At 71.2% G+C, this 20,721-nt stretch carries 17 protein-coding genes; 7 read left to right on the top strand and 10 right to left on the bottom strand.

Annotated features, from left to right (window positions below; all coding sequences use genetic code 11):
* Positions 1–70: 70 nt before the first annotated feature.
* Both E1294_RS03165 and E1294_RS03170 read right to left on the bottom strand, forming a co-directional pair.
* Positions 71–1,507: an alpha/beta hydrolase gene (locus tag E1294_RS03165; RefSeq protein WP_132504244.1), complete on the bottom strand. Its 1,437-nt coding sequence runs from the start codon at positions 1,505–1,507 to the stop codon at positions 71–73.
* 89 nt (positions 1,508–1,596) lie between these two features.
* On the bottom strand, positions 1,597–2,265 hold the full coding sequence (locus E1294_RS03170; RefSeq protein WP_132504246.1) for a response regulator: 669 nt from the start codon (positions 2,263–2,265) through the stop codon (positions 1,597–1,599).
* A 115-nt stretch (positions 2,266–2,380) separates the two neighbouring features.
* Between E1294_RS03170 and E1294_RS03175 the strand changes: the two genes are divergently transcribed.
* Positions 2,381–3,634 carry a sensor histidine kinase gene (locus E1294_RS03175; protein ID WP_246082776.1) on the top strand — a complete coding sequence of 418 codons (1,254 nt, stop codon included), beginning with the start codon at positions 2,381–2,383 and terminating at the stop codon, positions 3,632–3,634.
* Positions 3,635–3,808: 174 nt separating this feature from the next.
* Here E1294_RS03175 and E1294_RS03180 read toward each other — a convergent pair whose 3' ends face one another.
* Together E1294_RS03180 and E1294_RS03185 are read right to left on the bottom strand one after the other, a co-directional pair.
* A complete protein-coding gene (locus E1294_RS03180; protein WP_132504248.1) occupies positions 3,809–4,405 on the bottom strand; it encodes a TetR/AcrR family transcriptional regulator in 597 nt (198 codons plus the stop codon).
* On the bottom strand, positions 4,396–6,501 hold the full coding sequence (locus tag E1294_RS03185; RefSeq protein ID WP_132504250.1) for a molybdopterin-dependent oxidoreductase: 2,106 nt from the start codon (positions 6,499–6,501) through the stop codon (positions 4,396–4,398). Before E1294_RS03185 ends, E1294_RS03180 begins: the two co-directional genes overlap by 10 nt.
* An 80-nt stretch (positions 6,502–6,581) precedes the next feature.
* On the opposite strand from E1294_RS03185, the gene E1294_RS03190 reads away from it, so the two are divergent.
* Positions 6,582–9,731, top strand: a complete 3,150-nt coding sequence (locus tag E1294_RS03190; RefSeq protein WP_132504252.1) for an AfsR/SARP family transcriptional regulator — start codon at positions 6,582–6,584, stop codon at positions 9,729–9,731.
* A gap of 3 nt (positions 9,732–9,734) precedes the next feature.
* Here the strand turns inward: E1294_RS03190 and E1294_RS03195 are convergent, their stop codons facing one another.
* Both E1294_RS03195 and E1294_RS03200 read right to left on the bottom strand, forming a co-directional pair.
* Positions 9,735–11,996, bottom strand: a complete 2,262-nt coding sequence (locus E1294_RS03195; RefSeq protein ID WP_132504254.1) for a S9 family peptidase — start codon at positions 11,994–11,996, stop codon at positions 9,735–9,737.
* The gene (locus E1294_RS03200; protein WP_132504256.1) at positions 11,983–13,479 is read right to left on the bottom strand and encodes an MFS transporter; all 1,497 of its coding nucleotides are present in this window, start codon (positions 13,477–13,479) and stop codon (positions 11,983–11,985) included. Before E1294_RS03200 ends, E1294_RS03195 begins: the two co-directional genes overlap by 14 nt.
* A 193-nt stretch (positions 13,480–13,672) precedes the next feature.
* Between E1294_RS03200 and tsaA the strand changes: the two genes are divergently transcribed.
* Complete coding sequence (gene tsaA, locus E1294_RS03205) at positions 13,673–14,074, top strand: tRNA (N6-threonylcarbamoyladenosine(37)-N6)-methyltransferase TrmO (RefSeq protein ID WP_132504258.1); 402 nt, start codon at positions 13,673–13,675, stop codon at positions 14,072–14,074.
* A 6-nt stretch (positions 14,075–14,080) separates the two neighbouring features.
* Here tsaA and E1294_RS03210 read toward each other — a convergent pair whose 3' ends face one another.
* Together E1294_RS03210 and E1294_RS03215 are read right to left on the bottom strand one after the other, a co-directional pair.
* Positions 14,081–14,689: a VOC family protein gene (locus E1294_RS03210; protein WP_132504260.1), complete on the bottom strand. Its 609-nt coding sequence runs from the start codon at positions 14,687–14,689 to the stop codon at positions 14,081–14,083.
* Between the two features lie 64 nt (positions 14,690–14,753).
* Complete coding sequence (locus E1294_RS03215) at positions 14,754–15,341, bottom strand: TetR/AcrR family transcriptional regulator (protein ID WP_165977056.1); 588 nt, start codon at positions 15,339–15,341, stop codon at positions 14,754–14,756.
* Between the two features lie 69 nt (positions 15,342–15,410).
* On the opposite strand from E1294_RS03215, the gene E1294_RS03220 reads away from it, so the two are divergent.
* From E1294_RS03220 to E1294_RS03230, 3 genes are all read left to right on the top strand, one after another.
* Complete coding sequence (locus E1294_RS03220) at positions 15,411–16,313, top strand: DMT family transporter (RefSeq protein ID WP_132504262.1); 903 nt, start codon at positions 15,411–15,413, stop codon at positions 16,311–16,313.
* A gap of 83 nt (positions 16,314–16,396) precedes the next feature.
* Positions 16,397–17,257, top strand: coding sequence for an SDR family NAD(P)-dependent oxidoreductase (locus E1294_RS03225; RefSeq protein WP_132504264.1), 861 nt, complete (start codon positions 16,397–16,399; stop codon positions 17,255–17,257).
* Between the two features lie 10 nt (positions 17,258–17,267).
* Positions 17,268–17,759 (top strand): MerR family transcriptional regulator, encoded by a 492-nt coding sequence (locus E1294_RS03230; protein ID WP_132504266.1) that lies wholly within the window; start codon positions 17,268–17,270, stop codon positions 17,757–17,759.
* Positions 17,760–17,773: 14 nt separating this feature from the next.
* On the opposite strand, the gene E1294_RS03235 is transcribed toward E1294_RS03230, so the two are convergent.
* On the bottom strand, positions 17,774–18,358 hold the full coding sequence (locus E1294_RS03235; protein WP_246082777.1) for a hemerythrin domain-containing protein: 585 nt from the start codon (positions 18,356–18,358) through the stop codon (positions 17,774–17,776).
* A 192-nt stretch (positions 18,359–18,550) separates the two neighbouring features.
* Between E1294_RS03235 and E1294_RS03240 the strand changes: the two genes are divergently transcribed.
* A complete protein-coding gene (locus tag E1294_RS03240) occupies positions 18,551–19,753 on the top strand; it encodes a hypothetical protein (RefSeq protein WP_132504268.1) in 1,203 nt (400 codons plus the stop codon).
* A gap of 197 nt (positions 19,754–19,950) precedes the next feature.
* Here the strand turns inward: E1294_RS03240 and E1294_RS03245 are convergent, their stop codons facing one another.
* Positions 19,951–20,652: an IclR family transcriptional regulator gene (locus E1294_RS03245; RefSeq protein WP_132504270.1), complete on the bottom strand. Its 702-nt coding sequence runs from the start codon at positions 20,650–20,652 to the stop codon at positions 19,951–19,953.
* Positions 20,653–20,721 lie beyond the last annotated feature (69 nt).

The raw sequence follows: 20,721 nt of genomic DNA on the forward strand, positions 1-20,721 counted from the left end.
GTGCACAGGAGACCTGATCCGTCCAGACCAGGCCGAAAGCCTGTGGCGGCGGCTGCCAAGACGGCCTCTGTCAGGCGGGACACACGCGGCCCGGTGCTGGACGGTCGCCCGTTCGCAGGTAGCGGTGCACGATGTCGCGCACGCAGCGGTTGCCTGACAGGTAGACCGCGTGGTCGGAGTCGGCGCGGACCCAGGTCGAGCCCGGCAACTGGTCGGCCAGCAGCCGGCCACCGGCAGGCGGAGTGGTGGCGTCGCGCAGCCCGCTCACGAGCAGCACCGGGGGCAGCCCCTTGGGCGCGATGGCGTGCGGCGGGAAGGAGCCCTGGTGACGCAGCCCGACGCACCGGCCATGGTTCATCTTCGCCATCAGCCAGCCGGCGCGTGGCGCGATCGCGCGGAGCCGGCGCTCGATCGCGGTCATTCCCTTCCAGTCCTGGGTGAACGGGAAGTCGGCGCACCACGCCAGGCCGTCGACGCGGATGCCGGTCGGAACGTCGGAGGGCGTGATGTAGAGCTCACTCGCATCACCCGCACGGGCCTTGGCCAGCGCCTGAGCGAACCGCGGCCACCGGGACTCCTTGGGCACGGAAAGGAACGCGTTGATGCGCAACTGCACCGGGTCGACGGTCTTGCCCTGACCGGCCTCGGGGGCGGGCAGCGGGTCCCGGCTCGCCTGTGCCGTCAGCTGATCCCACACGTCTCGGGCGTTGCTGGGGTGCAGCGCGCACTCGGCATCGCTCTCGCACCACTTGCCGAACCGCTCGAACTTGTCGCCCACGAGCTCGGCTGTCGCCACGAGGGCCTTCATGGGTGAGCGCTCGGTGTGCTCGGCCACGCTGTCGAGATACATCCGGTGCACCTTGGTGGGGAAAAGCTCGGCGTAGGCCTTGCCGAACACCGTGCCGTAGGAATTGCCGTAGTAGCTCAGCCTGCCCTCGCCCAGCGCGTGCCGGATCGCCTCCATGTCGTGGGCCACCTGCCACGAATCCAGGTTGCCCGCCAGCGGGCCCGCCGCCTTCCTGCAGGCGGTCTCCCACTTGCGGTTGTCCCGCACGAACCGGTCCCACGTCTGCTTGTCACCGGAGAACATCAAGGCGGTATAGGCCGGCCCGGTGTCGCACGTGACACCCTTGCTGCCGCCTCGCCCTCGCGCGTCGAACGCGATGACGTCGAACCACCGGGTCAGCTCCGCCAGGTAGTCCTTCATCCCCGGCAGGTTCGCGGCCGTGGACCCATCGCCCCCCAGGTCGACCAGCAGCGAGCCGACTCGCTGCGCGGGGTTCTGGACCGGAAGTTTCGCCAGCCGGACGGTGGTGCGGTCGTCTTTCTGGCGGTGCCAGTCCACGGGAACCGAGAGGTCGGCGCACCGGATCTCGGTGCCCTGGACGGCATCGCCAGGACAGTCCTTCCAGGCGATCTTCTCTGCGGTCATGGCGGCGGCCGGGACGGTCGAGCCCGTCGCCATGAGACACGCGGCGGCCACCAGCGCGATCGATCTCGTCATCATGCCGACATCCTGGTACGGCCGGTCAGGCGGCCGCGTCGGCCCCAGGTCGAGCTTTTTCTCTAGGCCTCAGGGCGAACAACCGGCGGTGCTTACGACTTGGGTCTGACCTCGACCAGACCGGTCTCGTATGCGAGCACCACCGCCTGCACCCGGTCGCGCAGGTCGAGCTTGGTCAGGAACCGGCCCACGTGGGCCTTGACCGTCGCCTCGGCCAGGTGGAGCCGGTCGGCGATCTCCGCGTTCGACAGGCCCCGAGCCACCAGCACGAGCACTTCACGTTCGCGTGCGGTCAGCACCTCGAGCGACTCCGGCGTGCGCGGGTCGTCGTCGGTGACGAGCCGACCGGCGAAGCGGTCGAGCAGCCGCCGTGTCGTGCTGGGCGCCACCACCGCGTTGCCGGAGTGCACGGCGCGGATCGCGGACAACAGGTCCGGCGGCGAGACCTCCTTGAGCATGAAGCCGCTGGCTCCGGCCTTGAGCGCCGCGTAGGCGTACTCGTCCAGGTCGAAGGTCGTCAGGATCAGCACGCGCGGCCCGTCGGCCGCCGCACGGATGCGGCGGGTCGTCTCCACGCCGTCCAGCAGTGGCATGCGGATGTCCACCAGAACGACGTCCGCCGCGACGGCCCGCAGCAGCTCCACGGCGGTCTCGCCGTCGCCGGCCTCGCCGACGACCTCGATGTCCGGCTCCACGTCGAGGACCATGCGGAAGCCCACCCGCACCAACTCCTGGTCATCGACCAGTACGACGCGGATCATCGTGCGTTGCTCCCCTTCCTGGGGACGTGCGGGCGACTACGGTGGGCACATCCAGAAATGTCCGGATGTGCGTTGACGGCGATCACCACCCGGACCGACTTCCTACACTGCGAGTGTGTCTAACGTAATGGTGACGTGGGCGCGGGCGCATCCTCGTGTGGTCGACGGCGCCGTGGCCGCGGCGGTGTTCGTGGTCAACGTGCCCGTGCAGGCCGCGTACGTCCCCGGGAACCTGGCGCGCTACCCCGTCGCGCTGCTGGTGTCCGCGGGCCTGTGCCTGCCGTACGTCCACCGCCGGGACCACCCGGTCGCGAGTTTCGCGGCGACGGCCCTCGTGTCCCTCGCCCAGTGGGTGCTCGGAGTGATCCCGGCGTGGGCCAACGTCATGCTCCTCGCCGGGCTCTACACTGTCGCCGCCAGCCGTGACCGGCGCGTGTCGGTCGCGGCGGCGGCAGTCGTCGAGCTCGGTGCCGTCCTCGCCGCACTGCGGTGGGGAGGCCGTCCACTCGAGATGGCCTTCCAACTGTGCACCGCCACGATCTTCGTCGTGTCGGTGTGGATGTGGGGTCACACCATCGGCACGCGCCGCGCCTACGTGGCGGGACTGCGGGAACGCGCCGAGCAACTCGATCGGGACCGGGACAACCAGGCACGGATCGCCGCCGCCGCGGAACGCGCCAGGATCGCGCGGGAGATGCACGACATCGTCTCGCACAGCCTCAGCCTCATCGTCGTGCAGGCCAACGGGGCGGCACACTGCATGCACAGCCGGCCCGAATCCGCGCAGCGAGCACTGACGGCGATCAGCGACATCGGCCAGAACGCGCTCGCCGAGATGCGGCACATGCTGGAGGTGCTGCGGGACGGCAGGCCGGACCGCGACCCCTACGCGCCGCAACCGGGCCTGGCGCAACTCGAGCGGCTGGTCGAGGACGTACGACGCTCGGGCCTGCCCGTCAAGCTCACCGTGCACGGCGAACCACGCGACCTGCCGAGCGGCGTCGACCTCGCGGCGTACCGCATCGTGCAGGAGGCGCTGACCAACACGCGAAAGCACGCAGGACCCGGTGTGAACACGGCGCAGGTGCGGTTGCGCTATGGGGATGACGCGCTCGAACTCCGCATCACCGACGACGGCCGCGGCGTGACCGCGCCGTACGAGCATTCCTCCACCGGCGGGCACGGGCTCTTGGGCATCAGGGAGCGCGTCTCCGCCTACGGCGGGTCCGTCCACTGGGGCCCGGCGGCCGGCGGCGGTTTCGAGGTCGTCGTCACACTCCCCGCCCAGGCCGGTACGCCGTACGTCCATACCGGCTCCGGGCACGTCGCACGGTCGTCCGCCGACGCGTCGAACCCGCCGACGACCTGACGACCCTGGTCTGCGCGCCCGCGGCGGCCGGAGCCGCACGCGGTGCACGGTCAGCGCACGTGGACGGCGGGCCGGGGCGGGGCGCACATGGCGTCGCGCCGGTGAAAAAGCTCGGGTGCGGCCGGGTGGACGTGCTCCAGGGGCGACGGCCCCGGCCGTGGGCCGCACACGCCTTCAACCGAGGCCGGGCTCGTGTTCCTGATCGGACAGGGGAACCCCACGCATGATCGTCTCTGCGGCGTAACGCACCCATGCGCCGCCGTCCGCAGGGGCAGGGCGGGCAAGGGCGTCGAACAGCACGCCGTCGAGCTGGGCCACCAGCATGCGCGCCGCGTCGTCGGCGCCGGGCACCCCAACCGCCCGCATGCCATCGGCGGCCATGCGGAGGAACACCTCGCTCGCGGCGTCGAGTCCGGCCCGGAGCGCGGCGTGGGCCGCGGCGTCGAGATAGAGCTCCATCCTCGCCCTGGTCCGTGTCCTGGCCGGGCCCAGCCAGTGCTCCAGCAGGCCGACCAGGGCGGCCGTGGACCGTTCCCTGCTGTTCCACGCGTGGGGAGGGATCCGTACGATCGTGGCCTCGTCCAGCTCCCGCATACGTTTCACCACCCCGTCGAGCAGCGCGAGCCGGGTGCGGAAACAACTGCTCGTGCTCCCTGGCGGCAACGCGGCGCGGGCGTCGACCGCGCGGTGGGTCAGGCCTCGCATGCCCTGCTCGGCGATCACCTCGATCGCCGCGTCCGCGGCGCGCTGCCGGCGCGTCCTCACCGGCATCGCTCCACGGTGACCGGCACTCCGTTGAGCACCGCCGTGCCGCTGACCTGGTCGAGGCTGGCAGGGTCGGTGAGGGCGTTGACGCTGGAGCCGGGCAGCCGCCGGGCGACCGACAGCCGAACCCCCGGCAGGGCGTGACCGTACCCATGCGGCAGGCTCACCGTACCCGGCATCATGTCCTGGCTGGCGCTCGCCTCCACCGTCAGCACGCCCGCAGGCGAACGCACGCTCACGAGGTCGCCCTCCCCCAGGCCGCGCGCCGCCATGTCGCCGGGATTCATCAGCAGATGGTGACGTGCCCTGCCCTTCACGAGGCGGCCGGAGTTGTGCATCCACGAGTTGTTGCCCCGCAACTGCCTGCGGCCGACCAGCAGCAGGGCGCCCGGTTCCGGCGGCTCCAGCAGCTCGGAGACCGCTTCCTCGGCCGCCGCGACCAGGGACGGCGGGGCGGCGTGCACGCGCCTGCGCGGTGTCTGCAGCCGCCGAGGCAGGCTGGGCCGCAACTCACCGAAATCCGCCCCCTGGGGGCTGCGCCGCAACTTCTTCAGCGACAGGCGGTACGGGCCGGTCCGCAGGCCAAGGTCCACGATGCGCTCCGGCGGCATCCTCAGCATGAGCGCGGCACGCCAGGCGCGGGACCGGAGGAACCGGCCGTACCTGCGACCCAGCTCGCGGAAGATCTCCCAGTCGTGCCGGGCACCGGGCGGCTTGGGGAAGACCGCCGGCACGTAGCGGGCGGTGTTGCGGACGGCCAGCATGTGGAAGATCAGATCGTAGTGATCGCGTTCCAGCGGTTCCGTCGGCGGGAGGATCACGTCCGCGTGCCGCGTGGTCTCGTTGACGTAGAAGTCCACGCAGGCCATGAAGTCAAGACCGGCGAGCGCCTCGTCCAGCGCGGGCCCGCCCGGCGTGGACGACACCGGGTTCCCCGCCACCGTGAGCAGGCCGCGTACCTGACCGGGCCCCGGCGTGCGGATCTCCTCCGCGAGCGTGGCCACCGGCAGTTCGCCGCCGAACTCGGGCAGCCCCCGCACCCGGCTGCGCCACCTGCCCTGGTGGCCGGGGTCGATCTGCCTCGTCCTGATCGGATCGACGGCGGGCCTGGTGAGCAGCGTGCCGCCGGGCCGGTCGAGGTTGCCCGTGACGATGTTGAGCAGTTGGATGCCCCACTGGCACAGCGTGCCGAAGCGCTGCGTGGACACGCCCATCCGGCCGTAGCACGCGGCCGCGGGTGCGGTCGCGAACTCCCTGGCCACCCTCCGGACCGTGCCGGGCTCGACCCCGGCGGCGGCCTCGGCCCGCTCGGGCTCGAAGGGTGCGAGAACGTCACGCACCTCGTCGAGGCCGTCGATGTAGGCGGCGGGGCGCGCCAGACCTTCGTCCAGGATGACCCGCACCATGGCCAGGATGAGCGCCGCGTCGGTCCCCGGCCGGACGAAGTGGTGCTCGGCGCCCAGTCTGGCGGTTTCGGTCCTCCGCGGATCGAAGAGCACCATCGTGCCGCCCCGCGCCAGCAGTGCCCGGATCCTGCGGCCCATCCCCGGCGCCGTCATCAGGCTGCCGTTGGAGACGGCCGGGTTCGCGCCGAAGACCAGGAAGTACGCGGTGCGATCGACATCGGGGACCGGCAGCAACCACTGGTTGCCGTAGAGCAGCCGGGCGACCACCTGATGGGGAAGCTGGTCGACCGAGCTCGCGGAGAACCGGTTGCGCGTCCCGAGCAGGTCGGCGAACGCGGGAGCGTGCGTCATCGCGCCCAGGCTGTGCGTCACGGGGTTGCCCAGGTAGACCGCGACCGAGTCGGCGCCGTGCCGCCGCCGGAGCCGCGCGAAACGCTCGGCGACCAGGTCGAACGCCTCCTCCCACGAGATGTCCCGCCAGCCGTCCTCGGTGCGCCGGACGGGCGAGCGCAGTCTGTCGGGATCGTCGCGGAGGTCGGCCAGGGCGAGCGCCTTGGGGCAGATGTGCCCGGCGGACAGGGAGTCGTCCTCGTCGCCTCGGATGCCGACGATGCGGTTGCCGGACGTGGTGACGCGCAGGCCGCACATCGCCTCGCACAACGTGCACCTTCCGAGCCGGGTGATGGCCTCTGTCATGACGCTAGTTGTAGCACCGGCTGCTACAGGTGTAGCAACCACCCCCCGGCCACTCGATGACCTTCTGAGAGGCTGGTGGTGTGCGGATCGAGTTGCTGGGGCCGATACGGGCCTACACCGATGACGGGGCGCCGATCGAGATCGGAGGTCGCCGGGTCCGCCTGCTGCTGGCCAGGCTCGCCCTCTCCCCTGGACGGATGGTGCGGGCCGAGACGCTGATCGACGCGCTGTGGGCCGCCGACTTGCCGCGTGACGCCGCCAACGCGCTGCAGGCGCTGGTGTCCCGGTTGCGCAGGGCCCTGCGGGGAGCCGGAGAGCTGGAGTCGCGGGCGGGCGGCTACCGGCTCGTGGTGCGCGGGCAGAACGTGGACGCGCACAGGTTCGAGGAGCTGACCGCGCGGGGAAGGCGGGAGCTGGCCGCCGATCGGCCGCAGGCGGCGGCCGCCACGTTCGGCGAGGCCCTCGGGCTGTGGAAGGGCGCCGCGCTGGCCGATCTGAGTGACGTCCCGTTCGCCGGCGAGGCGGCGGCGCGGCTGGAGGAGTCGCGGGTGGCGGCGGCCGAGGACCGCTTCGACGCCGAGGTGAGGCTCGGCAGGCACCACGAGGTCCTGGCCGACCTGGAGACGGCCGGCGACCGGCACCCCTTGCGGGAACGGCTGGCCGCCTTGCGCATGCGGGCTCTGCACGCGGCCGGACGGCAGTCCGACGCGCTAGCCGTGTACGAGGAGACGCGTGCCGCGCTGGCCGAGCAGCTCGGCGTCGATCCCTCCCATGAGCTGCGGGAGACGCATCTCGCGATGCTCCGCGGCGAGCTGGACGGGCCCGTCCGGCACGCCGAGCCCCGCTTGCCACGGTGGCTGACCAGCTTCGTCGGCAGGCAGGATGAGCTGGAACTGCTGCTGGAGCTGCTGGAGACCTCCCGGCTGGTCACCGTCGTCGGTCCCGGCGGCGTGGGGAAGACCAGGCTGGCGGTGGAGGCACTGACCCGGCACCCGGCCTACCGGAGCGGCCGGGTGTGGTTCGTCCCCCTGTCCGGGGTGGACACGCCTGACCGGCTCACCGACGCCGTGCTCGGCGCGCTGGGTTCCTCCGGTCCACGCCGTCCTGAACGGCGCCCCGGACCGCGGGAACCGGTCGACGCCATGGCCGCGCTGCTCGCGGGCGGTGCGGCGGTGCTGGTGTTCGACAACTGCGAGCGCCTGGTGGCGGACGTCGCGGAGCTGGCCCACCGGCTGCTCGACCGCCTGCCGTACCTGACCGTCCTCGCCACGAGCAGGGAGTCGCTGGGAATCGTCGGTGAGGCGCTGTGCCGGCTCGGGCCGCTGGACGTCCCCGCGACGACAGGAGAGGCCGCCGCGACGGCATCGGTGCGGCTGTTTCTCGACAGGGCCGCCCGTGTGCGGCCCGGGTTCGCGCTGGACGAGTCGACGGCGGGCTCGGTGGTGGACGTCTGCAGGCGCCTGGACGGGCTGCCGCTGGCGCTGGAGCTGGCCGCGGCCCGGCTGCGTTCGATGAGCATCGGTCAGATCGCGAGCCGGCTGGATGACCGGTTCCGGCTCCTCGCCTCGGGCAACAGGGCGGCGCCCGCGCATCAGCGCACGCTGCGCGCGGTGGTCGAGTGGAGCTGGGCATCGCTGGCCGAGGCCGAGCGGACGCTGGCGCGGCGGTTGTCGGTGTTCCCCGGCGGGGCCGCGGAAGCCGCGGTGGAGGCGGTGTGCTCCGGCGATGCCGACGACCACGACGACCACGACAGGGCCACCGCGTACGTGCTGGATTCGCTGGTCGAGAAGTCCATGGTGGAGGCGGGCAGCGAGCCGCGGCCCAGGTATCGCATGCTGGAGACGGTGCGGGCGTACGCGGCGGAGCAGTTGCTGGAGGCCGGTGAACGGGAGGCGGTGGAAGCCCGATTCGTACGGCATTTCCGGCGGCTGGCCGAGCAGCACGAGCCGCTGCTGCACACTCGCGAGCAGGTGACCTCGATGGCGGTCTTCGACGCCGAGTACGACAACCTCGTGCTCGCGCTGCGGATGGCCGTGGCGGCCGGCGACGCGGGCTCGGCCTGGCGGTTCCTGCCCGCCCTGACCTGGTACTGGAACATGGTGCGGTTCGACCCCAGGGCCGAGTCGCTGCTGGAGGAGGTGCTCGGCTTCGGTGACCTGCTGCCCGGCGACGTCAGGGCCGCCTTCACCGCGGTTCGCGTGCTGGCCGGCAACAGCGGGCACCTGCCCGGCGGGGAGCAGGCCCGCTCGCTGATCGACGACTGCGTCCGCACCGGCGCGATGGAACGCTTTCCCATCCTGGTGCCGGTGGTCCTGCCGACCGCGTTCTTTCTCGGCCTCGACGACCTGGCCGAACGCGAGCTGCGGCGGGCCCGCGACCACAAGGAACCGTGGGCGCGGGCGTGCGCCTGCTGGGTGGAGGCGTACGTGCGCACCGACCGTGGTGACTGGCAGGGTGGCGCGTCGGCGCGGGCGGAGGCGCTGCGCCGGTACGAACAGGTGGGCGAACGCCAGGGGCTGGCGCTGGCGCTGATCAGCACGGCGCAGGCCCACTCCGTCCGGGGCGAGCACGACCGGGCGATCATCGCCGCGGAACGGGGTGTCCTCCTGGCTTCCGAGCTGGGCTCGGAGGAGGAGACCTGGCATCGGACCTGGCTGGCGACCGCACGGATGCGTGGCGGCGACATGGAGGGCGCGTGGCGGGACGTGGCGGAGGCGCGACGGCGGATGAGCGGCCGGGGCCAGCGGCACGCCGAGCTGGAGCTGCAGCGCTGCGTCGCCGACCTGCACCGCCGCCGTGGCGACGGAGCGCAGGCGGACCAGGCGCTCGACCGGCTGGAGGCGCTGGCCGGGGAGCTGTCGGTCCTGGAGGAGACGACCGAGGCCCTGGTCGCGCCGGCGCGGGTGGCCACCCTGCTGGCCGCGGGGAGGACGGCGGAGGCACGGCGCAGGTTCCCCAGCGCCGTCAGGGCCGCGTTCGCCGCGCGCGACGTCGCCCCGGCGGCGGAACTGCTGGCCCGGCTGCTCCTGGCTGAGGGGGATCCGGGCGGGGCGGCCACCGCCCTGGGGATGAGCCAGGCGATCCGCGGGGTGTTCGACCAGGGCGATCCGGAGCTGCGCGCCCTGGTCGCCGAGCTGGTCGAACGGCTCGGCGCCCCGGGGTACGGCCAGGCGTACCGCCGGGGCGCTCAGCTGCCCAGAGATCGGGCGCTCGACCGGCTGGCTACGTGAGCCTCAGAACCACGCCGACAGGAAGTCGGCGTCGAAGACGAGAGGCGTGATGCGGTGCTCGGGTGGTTCCGTCCCCATCAGGTGCCGCACCAGGAAGTCCCACCTGCGCCGGTACACATGGTGCTCGTAGCCGAAGAAGAGGTGCTCCGCGCCGGGAACGATGAGCATCTCGACGTCCTTGTCCAAGGTGATGAGCCGCTCGGCCAGACGCATCGTGTGATCGGGCAGGACGTTGGGATCCATGCCGCCGTGGATCAGCAGGAGCTTGCCCGCCAGCCGGTCGGCCCTCTCCACGTTGGACGCCCGGGCGTAGTCGGCCTCGCCGGGCATCCCGTGGTACAACTCGGCGTGCCCGGCGTGCACCTGCCGTAGCTCGTGGGTCCCGCAGCTGGAGATCCCGGCCTTGTAGAAACCCGGATGGTCGAGCATGGCCCGCACGGCCTGGTGGCCGCCGGCGGAGATGCCGACCACGCCCACCCGGTCGAGGTCCATCCACGGCCGGGTCCGCGCCAGGTGCCGGAGCGCGGCGACGTGGTCGGAGGCGTCGCCGAGGTTGCCGAGTGAGGCGTCGGAGAACGCCTTGTCGCGTCCCGGTGAGCCCCGCCCGTCGACGGCGACCACGACGAAGCCGAGCGCGGCCATCGCCTCGGCCTCGTGGCCGAGCAGGCCGGGGTCGAAGGTGGGGTGGACACGGTTGGTCTGCGGCCCTGGATAGGGGGTGTCGACGACCGGGTAGCGCAGGGAGGGATCGAACCCGTGCGGCCGGTACAGCACACCGTAGAGGTCGGTGACCCCGTCGGCGGCCTTGACGCGGAAACGCTCCGGAGGCGTCCAGCCGGTCGCCAGGAGGCCGGTGATGTCCGCGCGCTCCAACTCGACGATCGCCTCACCGGTCCAGCCGCGTACGGTCGTCACCGGCGGTGTGCCGGTGGTCGATGCCGCGTCGACGAAGCAGGCCCCGTTCGCCGCCACCGTCACGTCGTGGTCGAGATCGTCGTCGGTGAGCCGGGCGAACCCGCGACCGTCCAGCCCGACCCGGCACACCGAGCGGCGATACGGGTCCTCCGCGACGAGCCCCGCGGCGCTGAAGTACACCACCCGCTCGGCCTCGTCGACATGCAGGATGTCCCGGACCGCCCAGTCGCCGGAGGTCACCTGACCGCGCAGCGCGCCGGTGCGGGCGTCGTACAGGTACAGGTGTCCCCAGCCGTCGCGCTGGGAGTACCAGAGCACCTCGGTTCCGCCGCCGAGCACCTCGACCATCGGCGCCTGCCCCTCCGCCCACTGGTTGGGCTCCACCCTGGTCTCGCCGGACTCGGTGAGCAGCGTGCTCACCTGGCCGGTGGCGGGGTCGAGCCGGTGCAGCGAGAGGCTGCGCCCGTCACGGGGCTGCCGGAGGTAGTACACCGCCGAGCCGTCGGCGGCCCACCACGCCCATCGTGTCATCATGGGCGAGACCACGGACATGGGCAGCGGTTGCGCGCGGGCCGGTACGACGGCGCCTGTCACGATGTCGAGCACCACCAGCTCGGCCAGCGGCACCCGCTCGTCGCCGGGGTGGGCGTACCGCTGGGTGTGCAGCCGTGGAGCGCCGCCGTCCGCGGGCAGGGCTTCGACCCGGTGGTTACGGCGCACCCCACGCTGATCGGTCCGGTGGGTGAGCACGCGTGCCCCGTCCGGCGACCACGCCGCCGCCGGTGGCATGGTCGGGAATCCCAGTTTCCTGACCAGGACCGAGTTCTGCCACCAGTCGGGGGCGGTGGCGTAGTCGCGATCCGGCTCCCCGTCGGACGTCAGCGCCCATTCCCGGCCGTCGGCCTGCCTGCGAACCCACACGTCGTGGTCGCGCAGGAAGACCGCGTGCCGCTGGTCGGGCGAGGCGACCTCGACGAAGGCAACGGCCGGGCGCGGCTCGCTCCTCTCCACCGCGTACGTCTCCAGATCGCAGCGCCAGTGCGTGCCGAAAGCGGCGAACTCGACCGCCTGGCCGGTCGGCTCGATCGTGCTGAACGGCAGCGCCGCCCCGTCCACGTCCTGCCCGGACTCCTTCGCCAGCGCCGTGGCGAGCCGCTCGTGGTCGAAGGCCGCGGCGCGCGTGCCCGCCGCCGGGTCGACGAGGACGAACCGCGTACCCGCCCGGTACCAGAAGCGGGCGCCGCCGTCGATCCACACGGGCCTGATCCTGCCGCCGGACACCAGCTTGGCGCGGTGATGCGGCAGCAGTCGCTCCGCCGTCTGGTAGGCCGTCACGTCAAGTCGTCGCATAAGTCTTCCTTTCTCGATCAGATGGTGATGCGGGGGCACGGCCGCGCAGGACGGCGAAGGCCAGCACGGATCCGGCCACCGACAGCAGGGCGGCGGCGGTGCTCACCGACGACATGGAGGACAGGAACGCCTCCCGCGCCACCCGCGCCAGATCGGCCGACCCCGTCGCGGCGGCCGTGGCGAGCCCGTCCGTCAGAGATGTCCTCGCCGCCTCCGGCACGCCCGCAGGCAGAGCGGCGGAATAGCCGGCCGACAGCAGGCTGCCCAGCGCCGCCACGCCCAGCGCCATACCGCCCTGCTGGATGGTGTCGTTGACCGCCGAGCCCACTCCCGCGTGCTCCTTCGGGATGGCGCCCATGAGCGTGGCGTAGACGCTCGGGGTGGCGAGACCGGTGCCGGCGCCCATCACCACCAGCCCCACGGCCAGGAGCGGATAGCCGTCACCGGGACCGATCAGCGCGAGGACGCTCTGCGCGGCGGCGATCAGCAGCATGCCCGCGACGATCAGCGCCTTGTTGCTGAACCGCCCGGCCAGCGTGGCGCCGACGAGGTTGAAGGCCGCCACGGCCACGGCCAGCGGGACGAAGGCGAGCGCGGCCGCCATCGCGCCGTAGCCGAGAACGAGCTGGAGGAACTGCGTCAACGCCAGCTGCACCGCGGCGGTGGAGAACACCAGCAGCACCACCGACAGCGCGGCCCCGGTGAACTCGCGGTCGCGGAACAGCGCCGGCGGCACCATCGGATGCCGCGAACGGGACTGCCACCTCGCGAAGGCGACGAGCGCGACGACGGCCACGCCCATGGCGATCACGACCGGAGCCGACCAGCCGGCGTGCGGCAGGGAGATGATCGCCCACACCAGCGCGGCCATCCCGGTGATCGACGACAACACTCCCAGCGGGTCGGCCCGCCGCGCCGGCCCTCGCGACTCCGGCACGACGGCGTACGCGCCGATGATGCCGAGCGCGGCGAGCGGCACGTTGACCAGGAAGACCGAACCCCACCAGAAATGCTGGAGCAGCAGGCCGCCGAGAGTGGGGCCGGCCACGAGGCCGACCATGCTCACCATGCCCCAGACCGACATCGCCTTGCGCCGCTCGTTGTCGTCGAAGACGACGATGAGGACGGACAGGGTGCTCGGCATGGCCAGGGCCGCGCCCGCGCCCATCAATGCGCGGCACGCGATGAGCTGCCACGGCTGGGTGGCGAACGCCGCCGCCAGCGACGCTCCGCCGAGTATGACCAGCCCGATGATCAGGAGCCTGCGGCGGCCGTACCGGTCCGACAGGCTCCCGGCGGTGATCAGCAGCCCTGCGAACACCAGGATGTAGGCGTCGAGGATCCACTGGACGTCACCCGGGCCCGCTCCCAGCTCGCGCATGAACGCGGGGATGGCCAGCGTGAGGATCATGTTGTCGACGCTGAGCACGAGCAGCGCCATGCAGAGAACGCCGAGGATCCACCATCGGCGTGGATGGGGCATGAGAGTCTCCCGCGGAGTTGGAGGCAGGACCGCTACCGCGGTCCGTTCTGAACGCCCCCAACACTGCGCATGCGCGCTGACAGCGGTCTGACAGGCTCTCCGAAGGGACTGTCAGGCGGGATCAGGTCGCGGCACGCGCGTCCGCCTCCCCCGCCGCCTGGCGCCTCGGGCCGGTCCACGGTACAGAGGAGCCATGACGTACGAGATTCGTCCCATCGGAGTCGTGGCATCGCCCCTGGTGGATCGCGCTCACGCGCCGAAGCAGGGCGTGGAGGGCGCTCCGGACGCTTGGCTGGCGTTCGATCCCGCAGTGGCCGATGGTGTCCGTGATCTTGCGGTCGGCGATGAGGTGTTCGTCCTCACGTGGCTGCACCTCGCCGACCGATCCGTGCTGGCCGTGCATCCGCGTGACGATCAGCGGAACCCGCTGACGGGTGTCTTCAGCACCCGTTCCTCCGACCGGCCCAATCCGATCGGTCTGCACCGCGTCCGGGTGCTCGCGATCGACGGGCTCCGGGTGCGGGTGGCCGGACTCGAGGCGGTCGACGGCACCCCGGTCGTCGACGTGAAACCGGTCCTGGACGCGACGCGCTGAGGGTCGCTAGGCGGCCTCCCACACGAAGCCGTCCGGATCGGTGAAAGGCCCGGCGTCGCTGCCGATGGTGAGCCGGTGCGATCCGGTCCCGTCGGGAGCGACGCCGACGACCTTGGCGAGGGCGCGCCGCTTGTAGAGGGACAGCTTGATGGGACTCGACGGAGCGGCGAACTCGACGTATCGGCGGCCATAGCTCTTCGTCACGGCGAAGCCGCGGTCGACGTAGAACTGCTTGCTCGCGGCCACGTCCGCGACGCCCAGCTGGAGCACGGTCTCGTCGATCTGCCGGGTGGCCGGGCCGGTGTCCTTCTTCGACGAGGACGCGACCGTCCAGAGTGTCCCGTCCGGCGCCTGTACCACGCCGCCGTAGCCCCACAGCGACTTCGCGGCCGGCTTCAACACCGTGGCGCCGGCGCCGAGGGCGGCGTCGACGAGTGCGTTGACGGTGGCCGGCTGGGACACGACGAGCGACAGGGTGAACCCGCGGAAGCCGGTCGTCGGTGCCGCCGGGGACCGCAGTCGCACTCGGGTGCCCAGATCGAAGGCGGTGGTGTAGATGTCACCCGCAGCCTCGGGGTCGGCCACCTCAAAGGTGACGCATTCGATGGAAGCCATGACCGTCACGCTAGCCGCGGCCCTCAGACCCCGCTTCTCGAATCCTGACCGGTTGTCACGGGCCTCACGCGGCGGCGAGAAGGGCGTGTGCCTGTTCGCGGGCATAGCCGATGGGGTCCGCGAAGATGTTCAGGCCCTGGGCGACGAGCGCTCCCTCGTGGAGCAGCATGAGCGTCCGGCCCAGGTGAGCGGCCCTCTCCGGGGTGATGTCCCGGGCGAGGTCGGTGAACAGGGTGAGCATCCACTGCTTCTGACCCGTGATGATCGGGTAGGCCGGATGGGACGGATCGCTGATCTCGGCATGGGCGTTGACCATGCTGCACCCCTTGTGGCTGTGCTGTGCGGCCCACTCGCGTGACGCGTCGAAGACGGCCAGGACGCGCGCCGCCGGCGCCGGCTGTGCAGCGTCCAGGTGGCCGGCGAGGAAGGCGCGCCAGCGTTCGTCGCGATCCGCGAGATACTCCACGACGATCTGTTCCTTGCAGCCGAACCGGTCGTAGAGAGTCTTCTTCGTCACCCCGGCCTCGGCGGCGATCAGATCCACCCCGACGGCATGGATGCCGCGCTCGTAGAACAGCCTCGCGGCGGCCTCCAGGACGCGCCGTGCGGCGGGGGTCATCGTGATCCGCTGGAGCCTGTCGTCGCTGCCCATGACCTGGATTATACCGATCTGTATAGTGAAGGGATAGGTATACAGATCGGTATAGTGAGGGACACCGTCGTGAATTTCCTGCTCTCGATCGCTTTCGTGCTCTGCTGGAGCTCCGGCTTCATCGGGGCCAAGCTCGGCGTGGGCACCGCCTCCACGGTCACGATCCTGATGTGGCGCTTCCTGCCCCTGGCGGTCATCTTGATGATCGTCGCCGCCCTCTCGGGAACGTCGTGGAGAGTCCTCACGGTGCGAGACGTCGCCCGGCAGGCCACGATCGGCGTGCTCTCGCAGAGCGGCTACCTGCTCACCGTCTACTACGCGATCGAGCTCGGGGTCTCCAGCGGCACCACGGCTCTGATCGACGGCGTCCAGCCGCTCGTCGCCGGAGCACTCGCCGGGCCGTTGCTGCACCAGCACGTCGCACGCAGGCAGTGGCTCGGCCTGGGCGTGGGAGTGGGCGGCGTGACCATGGTCACCCTGGCCGATGCCACGTCCGGCGCCGGCGCGGCCTGGTGGGCCTATCTCATCCCGCTCCTCGGCATGTTCTCGCTGGTGGCGGCCACGCTGCTGCAGGGCCGCTCCCGTACGCAGATCGCCCCCGCGGTGTCGATGACCGTTCACTGCGCCACCAGCGCCGTCATCTTCACCGCACTGGCCGTGAGCGCGGGAGCCGCGCAGCCGCCCGCCGACACCTCGTTCTGGATCGCGATCACCTGGCTGGTGGCCTTGTCCACCTTCGGCGGCTACGGGCTGTACTGGCTCATCCTGAGGCGCTCCGGAGTCACCAAGGTCAACACGCTCATGTTCCTCATGGCCCCGGTCACGGCGGTGTGGGGAGCCCTCATGTTCCGTGAGCCCTTCCACGTGCAGACCGCTCTCGGCCTGGCCGTCTGCCTCGCCGCGGTCGTCATCGTCTATCGCGGCGACGTCTCGCCCACCCGCGTACGCTCGCTCGAATCGAGCAGGCCCTGACGGGAGCGCCGCCGGGAGTGAGGTCCCGTCGGGGATGGCGCGGGCTTGCGTTCGAGCGCGCTCGAAGTCCTAGCGTTGCCGCCATGACGACACAGGCCTGGATCATCACCGGCGCGTCCCGCGGCTTCGGGCGCGCGTTGGCGGAGGCGGCGCTGGCGGCGGGCGACCACGTGGTGGCAGCGGTACGCCGGCCCGAGAGCGTGGCCGATCTGCGGGTCACGTACCCGGACCACTGCATGACCGTGAAGTACGACGTGCGGGACGTCACCGCGGCCGCGGACCTCGTGCGGGACACCCTCGACCGCTTCGGTCAGCTCGACGTGCTGGTCAACAACGCGGGCCGGGCCGTGGTCGGAGCGGTGGAGGAGGTGAGCGACGCGCAGCTGCGTGAGCTGATGAGCCTGCACCTGTTCGGCCCCGCAGCGCTCGTCCGCTCGGCGCTGCCCGCGATGCGCGCGCGGGGAACCGGGACGATCGTGCAGATGAGCAGCCAGGGTGGGCGGATGTCGTTCCCCGGCGTGTCGGCGTATTCCGCGTCGAAGTTCGCTCTCGAAGGCTGGTCCGAGGCCCTGGCCGGGGAGGTCGCGCCCTTCGGCATCCGCGTGCTGATCGTCGAGCCCAGCCGGTTCAGGACCGGCTTCCACGGGGGCGACGTGCTCGAGTTCGCCGAGGCGTCCGAGACCTACCGTGACGTGCTCGCCGCCGTCCGCGCCGACATGGCGGGGGTGGACGGTCTCCAGGAGGGCGACCCCGCGCGGGCAGCGGAGATCATCGTGACCCTCGCACACGGCGACGAGCTGCCGCTGCGGCTGCCGCTCGGGCGCGAGGCGGTCGAACGCATCTCGGGTGCGCACCGGCGCGGCCTGGACCAGGTCGAGCGGTGGGCCGAGATCGCCAGAAGCGCTGACTTCGAGGGGGTCCCGGCGTCCCAGCGGCCCGTCTAGGCTTTCGGTCATGGCTACCGAGCATCTGATGACCAGAGCGCTCGAAACGCTCGGGGCCGACGGCCCGCTGTCGGTCGAGGCGATCCACCGCCTCACCGACCTGGCCGGTGTGCCCGAGTCGATGACGATCGCCGAGGCCGCCGACCTTCTCGACACCTCGCCCCACGCACTGCGCTACTACGAGCGGGCCGGGCTGGTCGAGGTGGCCCGCGACACCAACGGCCACCGCCTCTACGACGCCGGAGCCGTGCGGCGCCTGGTCTTCCTCACCCGGATGCGGTTGTCCGGCATGCCGATACGCGACCTGCAGCACTACATCGCGCTCGTCGACGCCGGCGAGTGCACCGTTCACGAGCGCCTGGACATGCTGCTCGAACATCGCGACATCATCCGCCGCCAGATCCGCGAGCTGACCCTCTCCCTCACGGCGGTCGAGTACAAGATCGCCACGTACGGCGGCGCGACCGGGCCGGACGTCCAGGACCTCGACGCCGGGGCATGACGCGCGCCGCCATGTCAGGGATTTCTGCCCATCGCCCGGCGAACCACGTCACGGACGCGGTCCATCATCGCGACCGGCGTCCCGACCAGAACGTTCTTGACGGCCGACTCGGTGCCGGGGTGCGGATGCGTGGGGGCCATCGCCTCGGCGGCCTTGACTCCGGCGGCCATGCTGCGCCGCTCGGCCGGGCTGGTGTAGGCCCGGAGCTGGAGGAACTCATAACGTTCCTCGCTGCGGGCGTGCGTCTCGACGGCGGCGCGCAGCATCGCCAGGTTCTGCATGAAATCGGGAGCCTCCGGGCCCGCCTCGTCCATCCGTGACAACAACTCCTTGGCTTCGTTCTCCTCGGCGAGCCGGTCGTCGACAACGGCATCGCCGCCGTCGATGGTGCGGCGCGCGTAGGGGTGGACGATCTCCTCCTCGGCGGTCTCGTGCACGGCCAGCATCCGCACCAGCCGGCTGAACGCCTCCTCGCGCCGGTCGGCGGGCGCCTGCTCGACCTCGTCGAACAGGTCCCGGATCATGCCGTGCTGGGCCTGCAGCAGGTCGATGACATCCGTCTCGTCCATCGTCTCCGGCGCCGTCTTCTGGTCGGTCATGGCGATCCTCCTCCGAGTCCAGGCGTGGCCTACCCAGGGAAAATGACGGCACGCCGGCGCACGTCAAGGCCGGCGCAAATGCTTACCGAATCCGGAATCGCGGGCGGGAGCGCGCAGAGATTGTGCCGGGAAGCCTCGGGTAGGGCGGCCACTCCGCACCTCTGTCGGACCAGCGCGAAGGAGCGCACGCACATGACCTTCAATCCGCTTCAGGAGCGGGGCATCCCGCTGGACAAGCAACTACGAAACTGGCGTGAGCTCAACGTCACGCCGACCGATCCCGATCACGCCGACCCGTACACGCGGTGCCGGATCATCACGATGAACGGCATCGAGGTGGAGGCGATCATGTTCAGCCACCACCTCGCCCGCCACTGTCCCGACGTGGAGCTGAAGCAGCAGCTGGCCCGCGTGCGTTACATCGAGGCGCAGCAGCAGAAGGCGGTCAACTGGCTGCTGCCCGGCCTGGCGTCGGTGCTGGAGACCACCCTGGCCTACGAGCAGGTCGCCGTCGACCTGACCGCCTGGGTGGCCCGGATGGAGCCGGACGCGTATCTGAAGCAGGCCTACGAGTTCGGCGTGCTGGAGGACTTCGACCATCTCTACCGCTACGCCAACCTCTACGAGATGATCGAGCACCGCAAGGCCGAGAAGATCGTCGACCAGCTCACCGAGGTCATGCCCGGCCGGCCGACCTACCTGCACCACCGCAACCCCGTCGACAACGTACGCGAGCCCTACGACAGGAACTCGGCCGCGCCCATCTCCAAGCTGCACGCGCTGACCATCATGTCGGCCGAGCAGCAGACCATGAACTTCTACATGAACGTCGGCCCCATGTACATGGAGCCCATCGCCCGGCAGCTCTACCAGGAGATCGGCCTCATCGAGGAGGAACACGTCACCCACTACGAGTCGCTGGTCGACCCCGGCGAGAGCTGGTGGGAGATGCTGCTCAATCACGAGTACAACGAGTGCTACCTGTATCACTCGTTCATGGAGACCGAGTCCGACCCCAAGGTGAAGAACATCTGGGAGCTGCACCTCAACATGGAGCTGGAACACCTGCGGCTGGCGGCCGAGCTGTTCAAGCGGCACGACGGCCGTGACCCGGAGCAGGTGCTCGCGCCCGAACTGCCCGCCCCGGTGACGTTCGAGCCCAACAAGGCCTACCTCCGCGAACTCATCTCCACCCAGATCGACTACACCACCCTGGGCACCGGCTACGTGCAGGAGGCCCACGAACGCTTCGAGAAGATGCAAGAGGCGATCATGGGCGGCGAGAAGGCACCCTCGGAGCGGGTCATCGACGACAACCGTGCCAGGTCCGGCCACGAATACCGGCTGCAGACCGATGGGGAGCACCCGGTCCACAGTCTGGCTTACAACCGCTGATGCTCTTCGAGGCAGCGTCATCGCGCACGGCCGGGCAGTGGGAACTGCCCGGCCGTCACGCTGGGCGCCGGTCCGGAAATGCCGGGCGTGCCGGTCGGTGAGGGCAGGCGTGGGATCCACAGGGTGTCGGCGGCCGGCGCGAGCCGCAGCGCGCTGCGCCAGGTGAGCCGCGCGCGGAGAACCGTAAGGGTGCGTGGCTACCCGCGGGAGAGACGGGCGGACAACCGCTGGGCCGTTACGCGCAAACGCGCCGCGATGGCCTCGGCCTGCGGGCGGACACGAGCCGCCGGCCCGGCGACGACCAGGGCGGCGACCACCTTCCCCGAGGCTCCGCGCACCGCCGCGCCCGCCGCGCACACCCCGGCGACCGACTCCTCCAGGTTGAAGGCGACGCCGCTCTCCCTGATGGTGTCCCGCTCGGCGAGGATCGTCTTCCCCGAGGGCGTGGCGAGCTCGCCGCGCTCCTTCAGGAACGACGTGAGCTCACCGGCGCCGAGGTCGGCGAGGAACAGCTTGCCCATCGACGTCGTCAGCAGCGGGCGGCGCGAGCGCAGGGGGACCGCGTAGCGGATCTCCTGCGCCGACTCCACCTGGTCGATCACCACGAGGTTGTCCCCGGAGCGCACCGCGAGCTGCGCCGTCTCGCCGGTGTCGGCCGCCAGCCGCTCCAGCTCGTCGTGGGCGAGCCGTTCGAGCTGGTGGTCGCCCAGCGGCATGGTCAGCAGCTCGATGCCCGGCCCGAGGAAGAGCAGCCCGGCCCGCTCGTACAGGTAGTCGGTGGCCAGCAGTCCCTGGGTCAGCGTGTGGACCGTGGACTTCGGGATGCCGACCATGCGCGCCAGCGCGGACAGGGTCACGCCCTCCGGGTGGGCGGCGACGGTTTCCAGGATGACGACCACACGGGACACGGTGGGATGCGGTCTCGGCGGCACGTGTGATCCGGCCCTTCCTGCGGTGATCGATTCCCT

The sequence above is a fragment of the Nonomuraea diastatica genome, from assembly GCF_004349015.1.
Taxonomy (GTDB): domain Bacteria; phylum Actinomycetota; class Actinomycetes; order Streptosporangiales; family Streptosporangiaceae; genus Nonomuraea; species Nonomuraea diastatica.